Annotated in this window: 19 protein-coding genes; 13 read left to right on the top strand and 6 right to left on the bottom strand. The window is 55.7% G+C overall.

The features are described from left to right. Positions 1-6: 6 nt before the first annotated feature. Positions 7-693, bottom strand: coding sequence for an SDR family oxidoreductase (locus SynRS9902_RS02955; protein WP_186509915.1), 687 nt, complete (start codon positions 691-693; stop codon positions 7-9). 83 nt (positions 694-776) lie between these two features. Here SynRS9902_RS02955 and SynRS9902_RS02950 point away from each other — a divergent pair, with 83 nt between their 5' ends. Then, a complete protein-coding gene (locus SynRS9902_RS02950) occupies positions 777-992 on the top strand; it encodes a Nif11-like leader peptide family natural product precursor (RefSeq protein WP_115081034.1) in 216 nt (71 codons plus the stop codon). A 117-nt stretch (positions 993-1109) separates the two neighbouring features. After that, a complete protein-coding gene (locus SynRS9902_RS13570; RefSeq protein WP_255441776.1) occupies positions 1110-1244 on the top strand; it encodes a hypothetical protein in 135 nt (44 codons plus the stop codon). Between the two features lie 10 nt (positions 1245-1254). On the opposite strand, the gene SynRS9902_RS02945 is transcribed toward SynRS9902_RS13570, so the two are convergent. Together SynRS9902_RS02945 and SynRS9902_RS02940 are read right to left on the bottom strand one after the other, a co-directional pair. Continuing rightward, complete coding sequence (locus SynRS9902_RS02945) at positions 1255-1779, bottom strand: DUF2808 domain-containing protein (protein ID WP_255446180.1); 525 nt, start codon at positions 1777-1779, stop codon at positions 1255-1257. Positions 1780-1862: 83 nt separating this feature from the next. Further along, positions 1863-2363: a hypothetical protein gene (locus tag SynRS9902_RS02940; protein ID WP_186509913.1), complete on the bottom strand. Its 501-nt coding sequence runs from the start codon at positions 2361-2363 to the stop codon at positions 1863-1865. A gap of 96 nt (positions 2364-2459) precedes the next feature. Between SynRS9902_RS02940 and SynRS9902_RS02935 the strand changes: the two genes are divergently transcribed. From SynRS9902_RS02935 to SynRS9902_RS02895, 9 genes are all read left to right on the top strand, one after another. Continuing rightward, the gene (locus SynRS9902_RS02935) at positions 2460-2684 is read left to right on the top strand and encodes a hypothetical protein (protein WP_186509912.1); all 225 of its coding nucleotides are present in this window, start codon (positions 2460-2462) and stop codon (positions 2682-2684) included. Between the two features lie 1019 nt (positions 2685-3703). After that, positions 3704-4984 (top strand): hypothetical protein, encoded by a 1281-nt coding sequence (locus tag SynRS9902_RS02930; RefSeq protein WP_186509911.1) that lies wholly within the window; start codon positions 3704-3706, stop codon positions 4982-4984. A gap of 148 nt (positions 4985-5132) precedes the next feature. After that, complete coding sequence (locus SynRS9902_RS02925) at positions 5133-5507, top strand: hypothetical protein (RefSeq protein ID WP_186509910.1); 375 nt, start codon at positions 5133-5135, stop codon at positions 5505-5507. After that, a complete protein-coding gene (locus SynRS9902_RS02920; RefSeq protein ID WP_186509909.1) occupies positions 5482-5730 on the top strand; it encodes a hypothetical protein in 249 nt (82 codons plus the stop codon). Before SynRS9902_RS02925 ends, SynRS9902_RS02920 begins: the two co-directional genes overlap by 26 nt. A 15-nt stretch (positions 5731-5745) precedes the next feature. Beyond that, the gene (locus SynRS9902_RS02915) at positions 5746-7737 is read left to right on the top strand and encodes a VapE domain-containing protein (protein WP_186509908.1); all 1992 of its coding nucleotides are present in this window, start codon (positions 5746-5748) and stop codon (positions 7735-7737) included. Between the two features lie 93 nt (positions 7738-7830). Further along, entirely contained in the window at positions 7831-8244 is a 414-nt protein-coding gene (locus SynRS9902_RS02910; RefSeq protein ID WP_186509907.1) for a hypothetical protein, read from the top strand. 342 nt (positions 8245-8586) lie between these two features. Further along, positions 8587-8739, top strand: coding sequence for a hypothetical protein (locus SynRS9902_RS02905; protein ID WP_186509906.1), 153 nt, complete (start codon positions 8587-8589; stop codon positions 8737-8739). A gap of 77 nt (positions 8740-8816) precedes the next feature. Next, positions 8817-9626, top strand: coding sequence for a glutathione S-transferase family protein (locus SynRS9902_RS02900; protein WP_186509905.1), 810 nt, complete (start codon positions 8817-8819; stop codon positions 9624-9626). 382 nt (positions 9627-10008) lie between these two features. After that, entirely contained in the window at positions 10009-10155 is a 147-nt protein-coding gene (locus SynRS9902_RS02895; RefSeq protein ID WP_186509904.1) for a hypothetical protein, read from the top strand. Between the two features lie 247 nt (positions 10156-10402). Here SynRS9902_RS02895 and SynRS9902_RS02890 read toward each other — a convergent pair whose 3' ends face one another. Beyond that, entirely contained in the window at positions 10403-10756 is a 354-nt protein-coding gene (locus SynRS9902_RS02890) for a hypothetical protein (protein WP_186509903.1), read from the bottom strand. A gap of 247 nt (positions 10757-11003) precedes the next feature. Continuing rightward, positions 11004-11237 carry a hypothetical protein gene (locus SynRS9902_RS02885; RefSeq protein WP_186509902.1) on the bottom strand — a complete coding sequence of 78 codons (234 nt, stop codon included), beginning with the start codon at positions 11235-11237 and terminating at the stop codon, positions 11004-11006. Positions 11238-11408: 171 nt separating this feature from the next. Between SynRS9902_RS02885 and SynRS9902_RS02880 the strand changes: the two genes are divergently transcribed. Together SynRS9902_RS02880 and SynRS9902_RS02875 are read left to right on the top strand one after the other, a co-directional pair. Beyond that, on the top strand, positions 11409-14291 hold the full coding sequence (locus SynRS9902_RS02880) for an Ig-like domain-containing protein (RefSeq protein WP_186509901.1): 2883 nt from the start codon (positions 11409-11411) through the stop codon (positions 14289-14291). Between the two features lie 55 nt (positions 14292-14346). Next, on the top strand, positions 14347-14661 hold the full coding sequence (locus tag SynRS9902_RS02875; protein WP_186509900.1) for a hypothetical protein: 315 nt from the start codon (positions 14347-14349) through the stop codon (positions 14659-14661). Positions 14662-15567: 906 nt separating this feature from the next. Here the strand turns inward: SynRS9902_RS02875 and SynRS9902_RS02870 are convergent. Then, positions 15568-15729 carry a hypothetical protein gene (locus SynRS9902_RS02870; protein ID WP_170951979.1) on the bottom strand — a complete coding sequence of 54 codons (162 nt, stop codon included), beginning with the start codon at positions 15727-15729 and terminating at the stop codon, positions 15568-15570. Between the last annotated feature and the right edge of the window lie 247 nt (positions 15730-15976).

Below are 15976 nucleotides of genomic sequence, written 5' to 3'. Positions count from 1 at the left end.
CTCAGATCAAGCGTTCTGATCCAGCCACTGGCCCAGCGGCTGCTTGGGCTGGGCTGGGGAGCTGGTGATTTCCAGGATGCGACCACAGGCCTGAGGCTGCTCCAGAGCATCCAGGCACACCTGTGCCACAAGGCGGCGGGGAATGCTGTTGCTCTGCTGTTGATCGGCGTCGGTCACCAGCACTCCCTCCGTGGTGCTGCGGCTGTCGTCTTCACTCAGGCCTCCAGGCCGGATCACAGTCCAATCCAGACCGCTGCGCTCCAGGCAGCGCTCACCCAGCCGCTTCCAAACCAGGATCAGGCCGAACAGATTGAGGGGATGCAGCCAACGACCGGCACAGAGGGAGCTCACCAGCACCACGCGCTTCAGCCCCAGCGAGCGGCAGGCCTGAACCTGCGCCTGCACGCCCCAGGCATCCACCTGCAAGGGACCCGCCAGATTGATCGAAGGGCGAGCACCCGTGGCGATAACCAAGGCCGTGCAGCCCTGCAAGGCATGGAGCAATGCTTCCGCCGTGTCCAGCTCCAGGCGACGCACCTCGAGGCGCCCCTCCTGCTCGGCCTGGGCCAACGAAGGTGGCAGCACGGAAGCGGGGCGAACGATGGCTCGAACCGACCGACCACGCTTGAGCGCCTCCACCACCACTCGCCATCCGGTTTTGCCGGAGGCGCCAGACACCGCTAGTTGCGTCATCCCATCAGACCTGATCTGCGCACCAGTCAACAGGCAAAAGGAAACACCAGACCGGGCAGAATCGGCACGACATCCCCAACCGCATGAGCACGGACCAACTCCGGCAATTTTTTGCTCACATCTCCAGAGATCCTTCGCTGAGGGAGCAAGTGCTGCAGGCGGTGAGCGCCGATGCTGCGGCCCTGATTGCCCAAGAACTGGGTTATGAAGTCTCCGGCGATGAACTTCTGCGGTTCTCCGGCAAGAGTTCCTCTGGCGTCAGCGTCACCAAGATTCAGCACCCCGGGGAATATCACTAAAGGAACTAGAGCACGGCGTTCGGACCTGTCGAGCCTCCAAAACGTATGAGGACTCGCATACAAGACTGGAATTTGTCCTCAAGCTGAGCCAGAACCGAAGGGCTTGCACTCCTTCTGATGGCACGCCTACTTCAGCTTTTGCAAGGGTCCAGCAACAACGCCGATCTGGCGGCATGGACAGCCGTGATCTTTGCCTCAATCACCGCACTGGTGATCTGGGGACTCCTGAATGCCTACCCAAACTTGCTCTAGGGAACAAGAACTAACGGTACGGATCCTGCTCATAAACATTCAAACGCAAAGTGGGCCCGAGATAACGGACGGGGTCCTCACCATCCGCGAGCAGTTCTGTTGACCATTGATAAATACTTGACTGCGGGTTAAAGCCACGGAACACAACATTCACAGTTTGTCCGGGCTCAATCGCTGGATTGAATTGGATACTCAAATCCTCTTCAGAAACTGAGACAAAAGCGGTGGCCAAGCCCCGTACTCCTTTGCCGCGAAGGGAATAGTCGCCGAGATAAACCCGAGGATCCAGGCGACCCCAATCCCACCGATCAAGATTGGGCAACTGCCGCAAAACAATCGCGCCCAAGGAATGACCAGAATCCTCAGGAACCACAACCGAAATCGTGGTGCGATTGCGCAAGCCTTCGGTTGATTGAGGGTTGTGAATCATCACCCGGGTTGGGGGACGATCAAACAACGACTGCGCGAATGATGAGGGCACCTGCAGCCCGATCAGTGGAGCCGACAAAAGCATCGCAATCCACTGGTGCTTCACCCGATTGTTCCAACGAATCAATCTAGGCTAGCGATACCAAACAGAACAACATCTCAGGATCAAGCTCCATCCTTCGATGGGGATCAGCAATGCCTGGCCAGCAAGGATTCGACCATGCCGGTCTGGCCCTGAAGCGCATAGGCCTCCACTTCCCGCTGGCGCTGCAGCGGCCCGAGCGACTGGGTCACCATCAGCACGTGGGCAGCCGTAGAACGGTCGAGATGATGTGTCAAAAACCGATCAACCTGCGCGGGGCTGAAACCACCCTGCGCCTGCAACATCAAGCTGATCGTGGAGGACGACGGCGTCTCCAAGCCATCCAGACAGTCTTGAACGACATGGATGGCCTCATGGGTCAGAACATCCAACTGAAGCCCTGGCTGATCGCGCAGCCCCTGCGACAAACAGAGACGGTTCACGCCCATGTTGTAAGCGGCGCGTTCGGCCCCGGGGCCACACCGCTCGAGCCGATCGATCACAACACCCAGCTGCTCAAGCCGATCAATCAACCGATCCGTGCGCGCTGACAGTGAAATCGCTCGAGCAGGGGCCGCCCAGGAAGCCAGCAAGGCAGAAGCGAGCACCAGATGAATCAGCAAAGGCGAGACGCATCAGACGCAGTCTGAGCCTACGCTTGTGCGCGGTTCCGCCATCAGACTTTCAGCAGTTTCAAGAGTGCTGTGCCGTTCATCGTGCGCCTGAGCGCATCGGAATGGCGATTTGCCCTGACGCCATTTGCGGTGAAGGTGGCCCTGTTCTGGCTGCTTGAGTTGGCGTTGTGCAAATGGGCCCCTGAACGGCAGATTTGCCATTTGGTCGAAAAAGGATTTCTGCCCTGCCTGTTGACCTATGCGGTGATGGATTTTCTGGTGATCCCACCGCTGAGGCGTCGCTGGGGTCGCTGATGCGTTGAACCAAGCCTCAACAGAGGTTCAATCTCATCAACCAACTGGCATGGCTCAGCCGCCAAACCATGCGGCAATCAAAACCTCAGACCGTGAGCTTGACGCAGCTGGTCATTGCTCACCAAGCAAGTGCCCAGATCAGGATTGGTTGCACCAGGTCGGTACTCAGCATTTTTCAGAAGCTCCGTTGACTTCCCCCGCAGCCAGAGCAGCTGCCCTGTAGAAGCATCACGCTTGCAACTCACCCACGCATCAGAACGAGCAGCCGGAGCACAAGTCACCAGTACCCCAACAGCAATCAACCAAACAGAGCAGCGTGAGGACAACATCTGGTCTCAAAAATCCTTGTTAGGTGGCCAGCAACTCAAGCCAGAACAGTGCAGTAAGCGCAGCGGCTCCCAAGGCCAAAGCAAACCATTGATCTTTGAGGGCGCGGACCACGTTGCGTCAGCTACTGCCCCAATAAAACGAGCTTTCAGCAAGAAGCCAGCCTCAGCTGATCCTCTGTCGCCCAACCGTTGACACCATTAGGCATGTCTCTTTCTGGCGCGCATCTGGCGGGACGAGGTTCCATATAAGCGGCACACTGATGGCATGGCTCATAAACCCTGGTTCCAAGCCAACATCCACGCCCCCGGCACAGGCTTCGCGTTGCTGGTCATTGCGTTTTGCTTGCTGCTTCAGACCATCCCTTCAGCGATCTGCGTGTTGACTCCCAGAGCTGGTTGGGACCCACCGTTGTCTCCGGAGAGAATCAGGTATTGCAAGGGCGGCTGACCTGACCATGAGCCCCTAAGCGTCTGAACAACGAAAAGGACGACCGCTGAGTCGCGTGCCCTGAAATGGTTGAGGGGGCCTTCCAGCCCCAGCGAGTCATTTGGGTGATACAACTGACTGCTTTCCTTACGGAAACAACGATCACGGGCAGAACATAGTCAGAGCCTTGATCTGTTGGCAACCCTTGACGACAGAGGACGACTGAATAGGATCTTTTTGGCATCACTTTTGGCATCACTCCATTGGCTCCGGATGACTCGCGCCCCCGCTGGGAACAGCGCCTGATTGAGACAACAGAGCCCTGGAACGGTTGGAGCATCTCCCGCGTCCGCGACCGGATTGTGTTGCGCGTCAGGGAGCGTGGCCGCCCCGCTGAGACCGCCTACCTGCCGCGGCCCAACACCTGGGACGAGGTGCACCACCGCAACGCCATCCGGTGGATTGAGGGTGTTTACAAGGCGTGGGACAACGGTGAGAAAACACTGAAGGCGGCGATCGCCGACGCTCACGCAACAAGCGATCTCCAGGGTGAGGAGAAGGCCAAGACCTGGGCACAAATTGCCGACGCGATGGAGGCGTCCCGGGTGCAGCAGTCGCAGAAGTGCAGCGCCGCCACCTTCCGGAAGAACTGGCGCCCGTTCATCGACCACGCCGTGAAGCTCATCAACACCGGCAAGGCCCACGATGGCTACAGCCTGTTGAAGGCAGCTCTGAAAAACTGGGACGGGGCTCCCACGATGAAGGTGGAGTGCGGGCGCTACCTGGGCCTGTTCATGCAGTTCGCGGTGTCCCGGCACAAGGCTCCAGCGAGCTGGCTCATCACCGAGTTCGACAAGGACGAGCTGATCCCCAAGGCACCGAAGCCAAAGCTCAAGGCGGTGATGAGCGACGCCGAGATGCTGCGCCTGATTGAGCTAGCGGACTCCGTAAACCCCAGGTGGGGCAACGTGTTCAGGCTGTTGACGCAATTTGGGTTAAGACCCATCGAGCTACAGCACCTGAGCAGCCGCCCGCACCCGGAAACCGGCAAGCCAGCCATCTGGTGCAACTACTGCAAGGTGGGCGGCGAAGAGGAGACCGAGCCCCGATTCCTGGAGGCGATGTACATCCGCGACGCCAACGATCAGCCGGTGGTGTGGCCCTTGGAGCAGGCAATGGCCGACGGAACCTTGCAGCTCCCAACCGGCAGGGATGGCGATGCCCGCAAGCTCTCCGGGAGTTCGGTGAACACCTACATCCACCGGAAGTCACGTTCGACCGGCAAGCCCAGCGGTGCGGTCCAGATCTATTGGGCGGAACTGGTGGAGCAGTACGCCAGCCAAGACCCGAGTGAGTGGTTGCGGCCATACAGCTTCCGGGACACCTACTCAATCCGCTGCCACCGAGAGGGGGTGGCGGTGGCGTCGATCTGCCACGCGATGGGACACAGCGAGGCGGTGCACGCCCGCAGCTATCGGACCATGACCCTGAAGATCAGGACCCGAGACTTCGCCGCCGAGACCAGCACGATGCCGCTGCCCTGACACCACCGGTGGTGGTAATTGCAGCGTTAATTGCTGCCTGACCACTCCAGTGGTGTTACGTTGCCCTCGGACAGGAACACAGGCGGCCAGTTGTCACCGCCACCGCTTTGGCGGGTGATTCCCATCCACCCTGATTCCACCGTTTCGGGTGACCACCCTCAACGCCCCCACCGGAAGACACCTTCGCCCCATCCACGGGACGGAGGGCGAAAAGCTCCCCGCATGGCTTGAACCGCATCGGGAGAAGTTCATCCACTTCGTGAACATCGCCTTCCGGTTTGGCTGGGACGTTTCAGAACCGCACTGGCAGCGGTGCCATGTCCAACTCGGCGAGAAGGGCGTGGTGCTGGTGTTCAAAAGCGGCCATGACATGCCACAACACGCTGACCGCCTAACTCGTGGCCAGCGGCTGCACTTCTGGCGAATTGTTCAGAAGTGGGTGGCGTTGGAGAAGGCCAACCGAGACAAGTCCACGGGATCGGGACGCCAACAGAGCAATGGACATTGCGTCCACAACCGCTGAAGTCGCCGAGGCGGCTCAGCTCAGTACAGAGACCCTTCTTCGGATGAGGCGGGACCCCAACGGTCCCTTCCAACAGCACCGGGATTGGCAGTTCATCGGCCTCGGCACTCGCAAGGTCAGATGGAACAAGGAACAGGCAATCCAAAGCCTGTGGAACCACAAGCGGGAGTCTTCGGCGGAGGTGGAAACCTTCGGCAGAGACCCTGCGCCGCTGACGGTTTGAGGAGCACCCCCTCGCATGAAACCAGTCAGCAACTACTGGAGGCAGGAGCTGCTCCCGCAGCTCACTGGCCTCCCTCTCATCCCCTGTGGTGCAGGGGAGAAGTACAAGGCGCCCATTGACCCTTCCACCGGCTTCGCTGCGAAGGGCTGGCAACACATGTCATTCACTCCCGATCAGATCGCGGAGATGGGTGATCGAGTGTTGTGCGTCGGCATGCGCCTCGGCCCAGACGCTGGCGGCATCGTCGGCTTCGACATCGATGGACTCAGCGCCATCCACAAACTGATCCACCTTGGGCTCGATCCCGACACGTCGACATGGCGTGTGGGGAGAACGACTGACCGACACCGCTACAAGCTGTTCTTCCGGGTCCCCCGGGGGCAGTGGGAGCACCTTCGCGGCAAGTCTGAGATCAAGGCCGAGGGGAACGAGAAGGTCGAGATCTTCTGGACCACGGGCCAGTGCATCGTTGTCGGTGAGCACCGCCAATCAGGCGGTGAATACATCTGGCAGGAAGGCAGCCCACAGGAGATCGCCACCATCCCGGATGAGTGGATGTCCCTTTGGCTCCAGGCGATCAACAGCGAAGACACCGGCATGAGCCCCAGGCTCATGAGGCCGTCAGGTGATGGCCAATGGAGGGATTCGATCCCCTGCCCAATCTGTGGGCGGACTGAGCCTGATTGTCGGGTCCACGTCGACGGGCGCGTGATCCTCTGCCACTACGGCTCTCGCTGGAGTCCACCAGTGATGGCCAAGGGCGAGACGATCGTTAAGGGCGGGATCACCTGGGCCTACTGCGGGGATCGCGAGATAGCCGTTGGCAACGCCGCGGTGTTCCGGATCCACGAGGAAGAGTCAAATCAGGATTTACGTCAAAAGAAAGTGGAGGCTGGCCAGGCCCTGAGGGTCATGGCTGAGCAGCTCGGCGAAATGCCGCGGCTGAACATCCGCACCCGCGGGATTCACATCAACGGGCGCGAGGCAACACCCACCCAGACGGAGAACCTCTACCTCCGGCTTTCGGTGCCACCGAGCCCACACCGGTGGAGCCAGAAGATGGCCCGCGATGCCTTCATCGAACTCGCCAACGAAAACGAGTTCGATCCCGTCGCGGTCTATCTGCACAATCTCAAGGCAGACCCTCTGCCCGATGAGGACTGGAACCACCTCTCACGGTTCCTGTTCGACATCGACGATGAGATCGCCGACCAGTTCATGCCCCGCTATCTGGTGGGAGCCGTGGCCAGGGTCCTGACTCCTGGCTGCCAGCTTCGGCAGACGCCGGTGCTGCAAGGCGGCCAAGGCATCGGCAAGACCGAGCTGGGCCGTGCGCTGTTTGGGCACGACTTCTACGGCGACGGGCTCACCCCGGCGCTGGACATCGATGACGTGACCAAGTTGCAGCACGTCTGGGGGATGGAGCTGGACGAGCTGAACGGCATCACACGCCGGACTCAGGTCGAAAAGCTCAAAGCCTTCCTCAGCAGGCGGGTGGATCTGGTGCGGCGTAAATACGCTCCCGGCACTGAGCCCATCCAGCGGCGCTCGACGTTCTGGGCGACGACCAACAAATCCCCGCTGTCGGACAACACCGGCAGCTCCCGCTTCGTGATGATCCCGCTCGGCGATGACAAGTTGCCGGTGGCTCGCGTGGCGGCGGCCAGGGACTCCATCTGGGCTCGGGCCTACGCCGAGTTCCGCAACGGGTTCCAGTACTGGAGCACCGATGAAGAGATGGACGCGATCCTCGCCAGGAACAGTGACTTCGATCTCATCGATCCGTGGTCGGACCTCCTGGGGGAATGGCTCCAGCGGCATGGCACCGCCGCCTACGTCAGCCGGGATCAGATCTATTCCTTCCTGGACATCGCCCCTGAGCGGCAGAACAACTACAACGCCCAGCGCATCAGGGAACTGATGGCGAACCACGGGTGGAAGTACGACCGTTGCCGCATCAACAAGAAGTGGGTCCGGGCCTTCTGGAACCCGTGCCGCCCGGAATAGCAACTCTCTCTTTTACCCCTCAACCCTTTCTTCAAGAGTTGGAGAAATGGGTGGTGCGGGTGGTTAAGCAATCCATTTTTTGCAACCCACATCATGGCCATCACTCTTGGCGATCAGTTCTTCTCCGCTGCGGAGAGATTCCATCAGGCACGCGACACCTACGCGAAAGAACGCGCAGCTCTACAGGAGCTGGAACAAGAGCTGCTCCGATACACGGACAGCTACCAATCCCTCCCAGACCAAGCCGAATACATCGGTGACGGGACCTGGACGGCCTTCCAGAACACCATCACCGGGAGGAAGTACGGCGACGGCGACAACTGCTGGCAGTACGTCGTCAATTTAACCGGCACGGCGTATTCCTTCCAGGACGTTTCAGAGGCTGTGGCTTTCCTCGGCGGTTACAAGATCGCCGATGACTGGCACGAGGACATGAACGAAAAGATGGAGGCCGCGCAGCAACAGTCCGACGAGGCCCAAGCCGGGAGGTTGACGCAACCCGAGTGACAGTCGCAACCCCATTACGACCGTTACTTGCGTCAAACCGGTGAGGGCTCACTGACCCGGTGATCCACAACCGGCTGAGGTCTTCACCATTGCCCACAGGGTTGGATCGCCCCGTCGCAAGGCAGGGCTTTTTATCGATGAAGTGGATGCTGCTTCTGGTGTTTGTGGTGGTTGGCGTCGGGACCTTGATGGGGACCATCACACCGCCCGTGCTGTGAGGTTGGAGGTGCCAGGCGTGGCTATGCCAGCAATAGGGATCGCCAAACGATGGAAGTCATATACCTGATCTTTTTCTTTGTCACGAGGGGGGCCGCCTTTACCGATCAGGTTCCCCAGGCATCGATGGAGCAGTGCGAAGAAAACGGCGCTGCGCTCCAAAAGCTTTACCGCGAGATCAAGTTCAAATGCATCCCCGGGCTCGCGGAGGGGTCGGGCACACCGATCTCAACCGAGGAACTCATGAATCGCTACGGCTTCAAGGATTCCACCTACTGACTGGACGTAACTCAGTTGAACGATCGGATCGGCTCCCTAGCGTTCATCTGGGATGGAGTAATTAGTGAGGCGATGACATGAGCCAAAAATCAAGGCTCGCCAGGCAGGTGACGCTTGAGGAAGCGTGGTCGTCTTCAGAACACAGTGAAATTTGCTGTCTGATTTATGCCACCCAAAACGGCTGGAAGCTCCCAATCCTTTTTGAAGAAATGGGTGTGCCTTATGACTGGGCACTGGTGGACTTTGAGAAGAGTGAACAGCGCAGTAAAGGTTTTCTTTCCATCAATCCAAACGGTCGGATTCCGGCACTGATTGATCGTGCGCGCGGAGTAACAGTCGCCGAGTCGGCAGCCATCCTGGAGTACAGCGCGGCTCGCTTCGCCAGCCCTTTGCTGCCCCCTGCCGATGAGGACCTGCAGCTGCACCTGCAGACGAAGCAATGGCTCCATTGGCAGGTCAGCGCCCTTGGACCTTCGATGGGGCAAGCCATGTACTTTCAGCGAATCGCCAAGGTTCGCGGCCAAAACGATCCCTTCGCAATTGGTCGCTTCATTGCCGAAGCGGAACGCTGTTTGCACATGCTCGACGACCAGCTCGCGTCATCGAGCGGCCCTTTTGTGCTCGGTCAGCGTTGCACACTCGTGGATGTCGCTTGTTTCCCTTACTGCGCTAGTGCTTATTGGGCAAATGTCGACATCTCGGCGATGAGCCATCTGCTCGCCTGGATCAAGATGCTCCACCAGCGTGCGTCCTTTAGTACCGGTCTCACCGTGCCTTTCTCTCGGCCTGCTTTCTTTGGCCCTCCGTATGCAACACCGGAGGAAATCGAGGTGGAGATTGCGCGTAACGCCGGACAGTTCGCTGTGGTTTCTAAATCTCCCAGTTGATCTGCCAGGCGTCTCGGCTCCATGAATCCTGGCCGGTTGAGGTAACGCATATTGCACATGAAAAAGCCGGGTGCAGTTCCCCCCGCAACCCGGCTTCGACGCAATCAGTCGTTTATGTAGCTGGACTTAGCCCGTCCCGTAGTGACTCTGTTCTGGCTCAACTGTTCAGATGAATACATGAGCTGACTGGCGCATTGACTCAGGGGGCGGCATCACCACCACATCTGTCCAAGGGCTTGAGCAGTCAGGGGTTGCTGACCCTAGGTATTAATGCTCGCTGGTCAGCTAACTGTAGTTCCTTATGGTTCGTCAGTCTTCTGACCCGTAGGCCCCCTTTCAACAGCATTAGGCCCTGCGCCTCCGCTTTTGGAAACGCCAATCGATGACTGACCACACCCTCAGCATTTCCGCCGCACTGCGTGAAGCGCAGCTGCAGCGTCTTGAGGCGACTCTGGCTTCAAAGTCAGCAGCCAAACCTCAGCCTCAGGTCGAGGCCTCTAAAGACAAGGACGAACCAGTTCGCGACTGACCGTTAACGGTCGCTCTTCAGCCCTTGATCAGCACGGCATATTGAGGACATCCAGCTCCGGCTGATGTTCTCTGAATACTTGTTGTGGAGGCGCTTGTCTCGATAGTTCTGGGCGTCTTGCTCGCCTGGTTCACCACCCGGCTGATCATTTGGTTTTTCAGCCCTGATCGGTATCGGCGAGATCGCAGTTCAGAGGATGGATGACCGCGAAAAGCCTTCTGGTCAGCGCGCAAGGCCATCATTCGATTCAGTGCCGTAGGTGGCCGCGGTGGGAGTTGTACCCAGTACCAGTCATGTGATCGAGCTGGCGAATGGCACTCACTACAGCGCCCGGGTTCTTCTGCTGCATCGCCTGTCCAGCCGCGGCCATCAGCGTTTGGATTGACCACGACAGCAGCTCCTGCCGGTCGATGCCGCTCTCGCCGATGTCGTCCTTGATCTGCGCCCAGGCCCGCTTCACGAGCTTGTAGCCCTGTGCCCTAGAGACCCCCCACGAATGTCTCGTATATGCGAGACATTCGGTGTTGTTGGAACCGGCCAGGATCATTCCGGCGAGGAGTTCAACCCGATCCGCTGTCTCTTGTGCGGTGGCGCGTGCCATGGCTAGTCAGGTTCCGTATTCAGCAGGTGGGCGATCAGCTCGCGGTGGGTGAACAACACGATCCCGGCGAACAAGGGCAATACGTCGGGCAACGCGTCGGGGTAGCGCCGATGAGTTGACGCAAGAACGCTTACAACGTTCCGCAGCTCGGGAGAAATCATTAACAAGGAGATAACTCCCCATAAGCAACAACCCAAAAATAACAACTATCCGTAGTAAAATATAGATGCGAGGGGTGCCCTAGCAATCAACAAAAAAGGGGGCTGACTTTCAAAGTCGTCCCCTTTTTTAATGTCACTTCGCTACTAGGGACTACTGCAAACAACCGACACCAACTGTCTGAAGCAAACGGAATTGCGTCGCCTCCTTCCTCAGCGGCAGCTTTGTGCATGGCGTCGTTCTCGGTCTTCTCCTCATACCACTTGTCGCCATGGCGCACGCCGCGTAAACGCGTTGCCGCTTGGCCGTTGCGCTTGACCAATCCTTGTTACTTCTGATGACCGATAGGGACTCAGGCTAATCAGATACCGTCACTTGCAGGGCTGATTGCAGTTTTTTTACTCATAGCTGGAGAAAAAACAAAAATACAAATATGTGAAATTGCATAGAGGATAGTCGCTAAAGTATGAATTCACTTCACCTGTAGAGCCGAATGTCACTTCAAAACGAAAATATATGGGTTTCTGCGGCTGACAATGGTCTTAATTACCGTTTTTATGCCAATTCAGACGGCAGCCAAGAAATCGAAAAGCTTGTATTCAATACAAGTAAAAGTTATACCTTTTACCGCTTTGACAACGAGACTTCGCATCCATTTTATATCTCTGATAGGGGCTGGCAGCAGCACCCATCCGATGACCTGCTTCTCACTGGCGATGGAAGCCCTTTAAGTGGCATTACTGGCAATCAATCCTTTAAGCTCGAATTTATTGGAACTGCCAAAGATGTTGAAAAACTATGGTATTTCAATAGTAATTATTATCCAATGCCTACTCGTAATGTAGCCATATTTGACAATTCAGATTTTCCGTCTGCTCCTTCAACTCCTGATCTGGAAACTTTATCTGATGTCGGTAGCTCTGATGTCGACAATCTCACCAACAGTACTACTCCCACTTTTATAGGTACCGCAGCACCTGGCGTCACGGTTGAGTTATTCGCGGGTATGAGTTCCCTTGGTAGTACAACGGCCGATAGTAGCGGAAACTGGAGATTTACAGTTCCAGATGAATCTGAGCTGGCCGAAAAATCATATTTCATCACGGCCAAAACCTCAACGGTCATTGAAGCAACAGATGCTCGCCTTGAAAGTACCCCAAATACTCGGTCTTATTGGCAAAATACTTATGAAGAGAAAAGTAATACATCGGCATTTGCAGCTCTGAAAGACGACGGATCTGTCGTCGCTTGGGGAGAACCTTTTGGTTTGAATCTATGTAACAGTGGTGGTGGTAGACTCCTTACACGTGAATGGCTGGTCGACTCTGATGTTGTTCAGATATTTAGCACCATAGGCTCATTTGTTGCGCTGAGAGATGATGGTTTATTAGTCCCCTGGGGAGACAGCGCATGTTCTGATCCAGATTCCTATGGTGAAATCAATGCAGGCATCATTAAGGTTTTTTCTAGCGAAAGAGGTTATGCAGCCTTAAGAGATGACGGCTCCGTTTTTTCATGGGGTTTTTCTTTATACGAAGGAAGTTTACCCGAAGAATTGAACGGAGGCGTCAGCACTGTCGTCGCCACTAGTAATGACTTTGCAGCACTTATGGAAGACGGCTCTGTTGTCGCCTGGGGACAATATCCGACTTTTGATGATGCTTTTGATTCTGCCAAAGTTAATGATGGCGTCATCAGTATATATAGCAATCAATCAAAATTTGCAGCATTGAAAGATGACGGTTCTGTTGTTATTTTTGTTACGAACAAGAGGGTTGGCGGCGACCGTGAGTTGACCTTTAAGCTTAACGGCGGTGTCAGAAAAATATTTACCACTAATTCTGTATTTGTAGCGCTCAAGGAAGATGGTTCAGTCGTCGTGTTGGATAATTATAGTGACTTACCTGAGATTACTCAACAAAAGTTAAGTTCCGGCGTAGTCCATGTATTTACAAACACACATGCTTACGCAGCGCTGAAAGAAGACGGCTCTGTGGTCACTTGGGAAGACGAAACATTCTACTCTGAAATCTACGATGAAGTCACCGTTATTGGCCCTAGCAGCAGCGTCGCCTCACAGCTTCAATCTGGCGTAGTTAATATTGTCCCCAGCGAATACGCGTTCGCAGCACTAAAAGAAGATGGTTCTGTGGTCACTTGGGCGACCGTAGAAAGCAGCATCCGCCGCTATGAATCCTTATATTTTCCAGAAATAAGTGGAGAAGAGGCAGCCAAACTTAGCGGTGGTGTCACCGAGATTTTTTCTAACCGTAAGGCATTTGCAGCGCTCAAAGATGACGGCTCTGTTGTAACTTGGGGTGATAAATCATCTGGTGGTGATAGCAGTGAAGTGGCCGACAAGCTTAGCGGTGGTGTCACCAAAATCTTTTCTAACGAAAAGGCATTTGCAGCGCTCAAAGATGACGGCTCTGTTGTAACTTGGGGTGATAAATCCTCTGGCGGTGATAGCAGTGTAGTTGCTGATCAGCTCCAATCTGGCGTAGTCTCTATTGCCGATCCATTGTGGGAAGATCGCCTTATTCCTGCAATAACCGAATCTGTTCTCACCTCTAATTCTGGCAAGGTTGCCATAACGATCGACACTACTGCACCATCCTTTACATCAGCGGAAGTTGTTTCAGCTATTGATGAACATAGTGGTGCAGCTCAGGTCATCTATACCGCTGAAGCAATCGATAACTCTTCTATTTTCTATAGCCTTAAGTCAGGCAGGAACGACGATGCAAGTTCCTTTTCAATTGATGAACAATCAGGACAGGTTTCTCTTAACCATGATCCCGACTTCGAAACAAAATCTTCCTATTCTTTTGCTATCGTAGCTACCGATGCTGCTGGTAACTCCTCGGAGAAATCTGTTTCATTAGCCATTAATGACCTTCAAGAGGGGCCAGCCGAAAGCTATGAATTTCCCGATGCTGAAAATGATATCGGAGGAACCAAGGGTGATGACATTTTGACTGGCACTAATAAGTCTGATTATATATTTGGCAAAAAAGGTGATGATATCCTGGAAGGATCAAATGGCAACGATATAATTCGAGGTGGTAGCGGAAGAGACACCCTCAAGGGCTCTAATGGCAATGATTACTTGAACGGATCGAAAGGTCGAGATGTCCTCATCGGTGGTGCGGGAGCTGATGTATTTAAGAACTCAAAGGGGCTCGACCTTGTTGTGGACTTTAGTCTTCAGCAAGGAGACAGAATCGCCCTGCCTAAATCTGGAAAATATAAAATCATTGGAGACGAAGATGGCGTGTTGCTCACAGTCAACTCTAAGAGGGGAATACTTCTTGAGGGTCAAGAGTACAGCGATGTAAGGGCTGTTGGTATGGATCTCTTTGTTCAACCCGTTTAGTGAGGCAGCAAACAAATCCACTCTTTCTGTTAATAAATGAGGATGACTGAAGGTTATGGAGCAGTACAGAGCTGAGCTGCGCTTTTGCTGGAACTTCTTCCCGCACACGGGACGGGTCTCCAAGCAACGGTATGTCGTCGCTGCGGCCCACAAGGACTGGTTGGACGCTTGCTACGGCTCTGATGAGATCGACCAGCGGGACTTGCTTTTCCAGCAGGTGGGACGCTTAGAGCGCATCGCCCGCAAGGCTGAAAATGCAGGTCAGTTTTCAGCGGCAGTCGGTGCCATTACGGCGCTGAATCGAATGATGGCGTTGGGTGCTGACCAGAAGGGTTTCCGTGGTCACTCAAACCAGCAATACCGGCGCTAAGAAAGGACCAGCACAACTGTCCTTACTGGTGGTCCGACGTCTCTTTTGGTCGCTGCCATTGCGTCATTTGGAACGTCACTGCATCCATCGCCTCCGCGATGGTGTCAACGGAAGTTCAGTCGCATGAGCCTTCCATCCAATGGAGCGAAACCATTGGGCGCTGATAACACCACTGACTCCTCTGTCATGAGCGATGCGAGGAGTCAGATCAGCGTTTCGGTTGGCCAAAACATCTCGACGAGTCATTTGGCCACTGCCATCGCGTCATCTGAACGGCAGTGCACCCCCAGCCGGGGTGATGGTGTCTGCGGAAGTTTCAATCGCATGGGCCTTCCATCCAATGGTTAGGCAATGCCATTGGGCGCTGATCAGAAGCTGGCTCCTTACTTCCTCTGAGGGGTCAGTTCAGCGTTTTCAATTGCCACAACGTTTCAGCGATTCATTTGGTCGCTGCCATCGCCTCATCTGAAAAAGCGCAGCCCACGACAGGGGCGATGGTGTCTTTGGAGGTTCCTGTGCTGGGCATCTCCATCCAATGGCCTATCCACAGTCATTGGGGCGCTGTCCAAAAAAGCTGACTCCCTTTCTTTCCGGTCGGGGAGTCAGTTCAGCGTTATTTGACGGGTGGTGGGTTGCGCACGAGGCGGCCAAAAAAAAGGGGTAGGCCCCTCAGCCATACCCCCTCATGCGCGACGCAATGAAGGCACCACAGCCTTCCCTAAGACATTGGTTTGGCGGGTGCCCATATGTAACCCTCTGAACACAAATTAGGCATTAAGCCTTAGTAGGCCTTGGTGGGGACCATGCGAATCCAGGTGATGATCTATCCGGCGCGAGCACCACAGCAAACGCTCTGGGAGACGGAATGTTCGCGGGTTCCCTCGCCCGCGTCTCCCACACATGCGATCAGGCAGCAGTGCCTCCCATGAGTTCTGACACGTTGGGCATGGGATCAGGCTGGCCATCAGCAATTGCTCGAGCGCGACGGTAAAACCAACTCTCCGTGTCCCCCTTGGCCTCCATGCTTTCGGCGATGGTCTTCCAGTTGTCGATTTCGGCTTGATCCATGGGAAGCAAATAAAAAAATCTCCAGAACCCCTCAGAACTGGAGACCGTCGAACTGCCTGATGCAGCTCTGCATTCAGACCCGTTGAAGCTATGAAGTGAGGCCTGGGTGCGGAGGTACGGATGACCGCTAAGCCTCCACAGAAGAGCCACGCGGTGTCGAGAAACGGGCACAAAAAAGGCGGATCGTGCATTACCCGCCTGATCTGAATTCTCCAGTCGAGCTGTCCGGAGAAGTCGCAAAATCTGC

The sequence above is a fragment of the Synechococcus sp. RS9902 genome, from assembly GCF_014279635.1.
Classification (GTDB): Bacteria; Cyanobacteriota; Cyanobacteriia; order PCC-6307; family Cyanobiaceae; genus Parasynechococcus.
Note: the sequence above shows the minus strand (reverse complement) of the source record. Positions and strands in the feature narration are given on the sequence as shown.

What these genes read in the sequence shown, in the direction of transcription:
- SynRS9902_RS02955 (WP_186509915.1), bottom strand. Translation starts at nt 693, where the DNA reads ATGACGCAACTAGCGGTGTCTGGCGCCTCCGGCAAAACCGGATGGCGA.
- SynRS9902_RS02950 (WP_115081034.1), top strand. Translation starts at nt 777, where the DNA reads ATGAGCACGGACCAACTCCGGCAATTTTTTGCTCACATCTCCAGAGAT.
- SynRS9902_RS13570 (WP_255441776.1), top strand. Translation starts at nt 1,110, where the DNA reads ATGGCACGCCTACTTCAGCTTTTGCAAGGGTCCAGCAACAACGCCGAT.
- SynRS9902_RS02920 (WP_186509909.1), top strand. Translation starts at nt 5,482, where the DNA reads ATGGACATTGCGTCCACAACCGCTGAAGTCGCCGAGGCGGCTCAGCTC.
- SynRS9902_RS02915 (WP_186509908.1), top strand. Translation starts at nt 5,746, where the DNA reads ATGAAACCAGTCAGCAACTACTGGAGGCAGGAGCTGCTCCCGCAGCTC.
- SynRS9902_RS02910 (WP_186509907.1), top strand. Translation starts at nt 7,831, where the DNA reads ATGGCCATCACTCTTGGCGATCAGTTCTTCTCCGCTGCGGAGAGATTC.
- SynRS9902_RS02905 (WP_186509906.1), top strand. Translation starts at nt 8,587, where the DNA reads ATGGAGCAGTGCGAAGAAAACGGCGCTGCGCTCCAAAAGCTTTACCGC.
- SynRS9902_RS02900 (WP_186509905.1), top strand. Translation starts at nt 8,817, where the DNA reads ATGAGCCAAAAATCAAGGCTCGCCAGGCAGGTGACGCTTGAGGAAGCG.
- SynRS9902_RS02895 (WP_186509904.1), top strand. Translation starts at nt 10,009, where the DNA reads ATGACTGACCACACCCTCAGCATTTCCGCCGCACTGCGTGAAGCGCAG.
- SynRS9902_RS02890 (WP_186509903.1), bottom strand. Translation starts at nt 10,756, where the DNA reads ATGGCACGCGCCACCGCACAAGAGACAGCGGATCGGGTTGAACTCCTC.
- SynRS9902_RS02880 (WP_186509901.1), top strand. Translation starts at nt 11,409, where the DNA reads ATGTCACTTCAAAACGAAAATATATGGGTTTCTGCGGCTGACAATGGT.
- SynRS9902_RS02875 (WP_186509900.1), top strand. Translation starts at nt 14,347, where the DNA reads ATGGAGCAGTACAGAGCTGAGCTGCGCTTTTGCTGGAACTTCTTCCCG.
- SynRS9902_RS02870 (WP_170951979.1), bottom strand. Translation starts at nt 15,729, where the DNA reads ATGGATCAAGCCGAAATCGACAACTGGAAGACCATCGCCGAAAGCATG.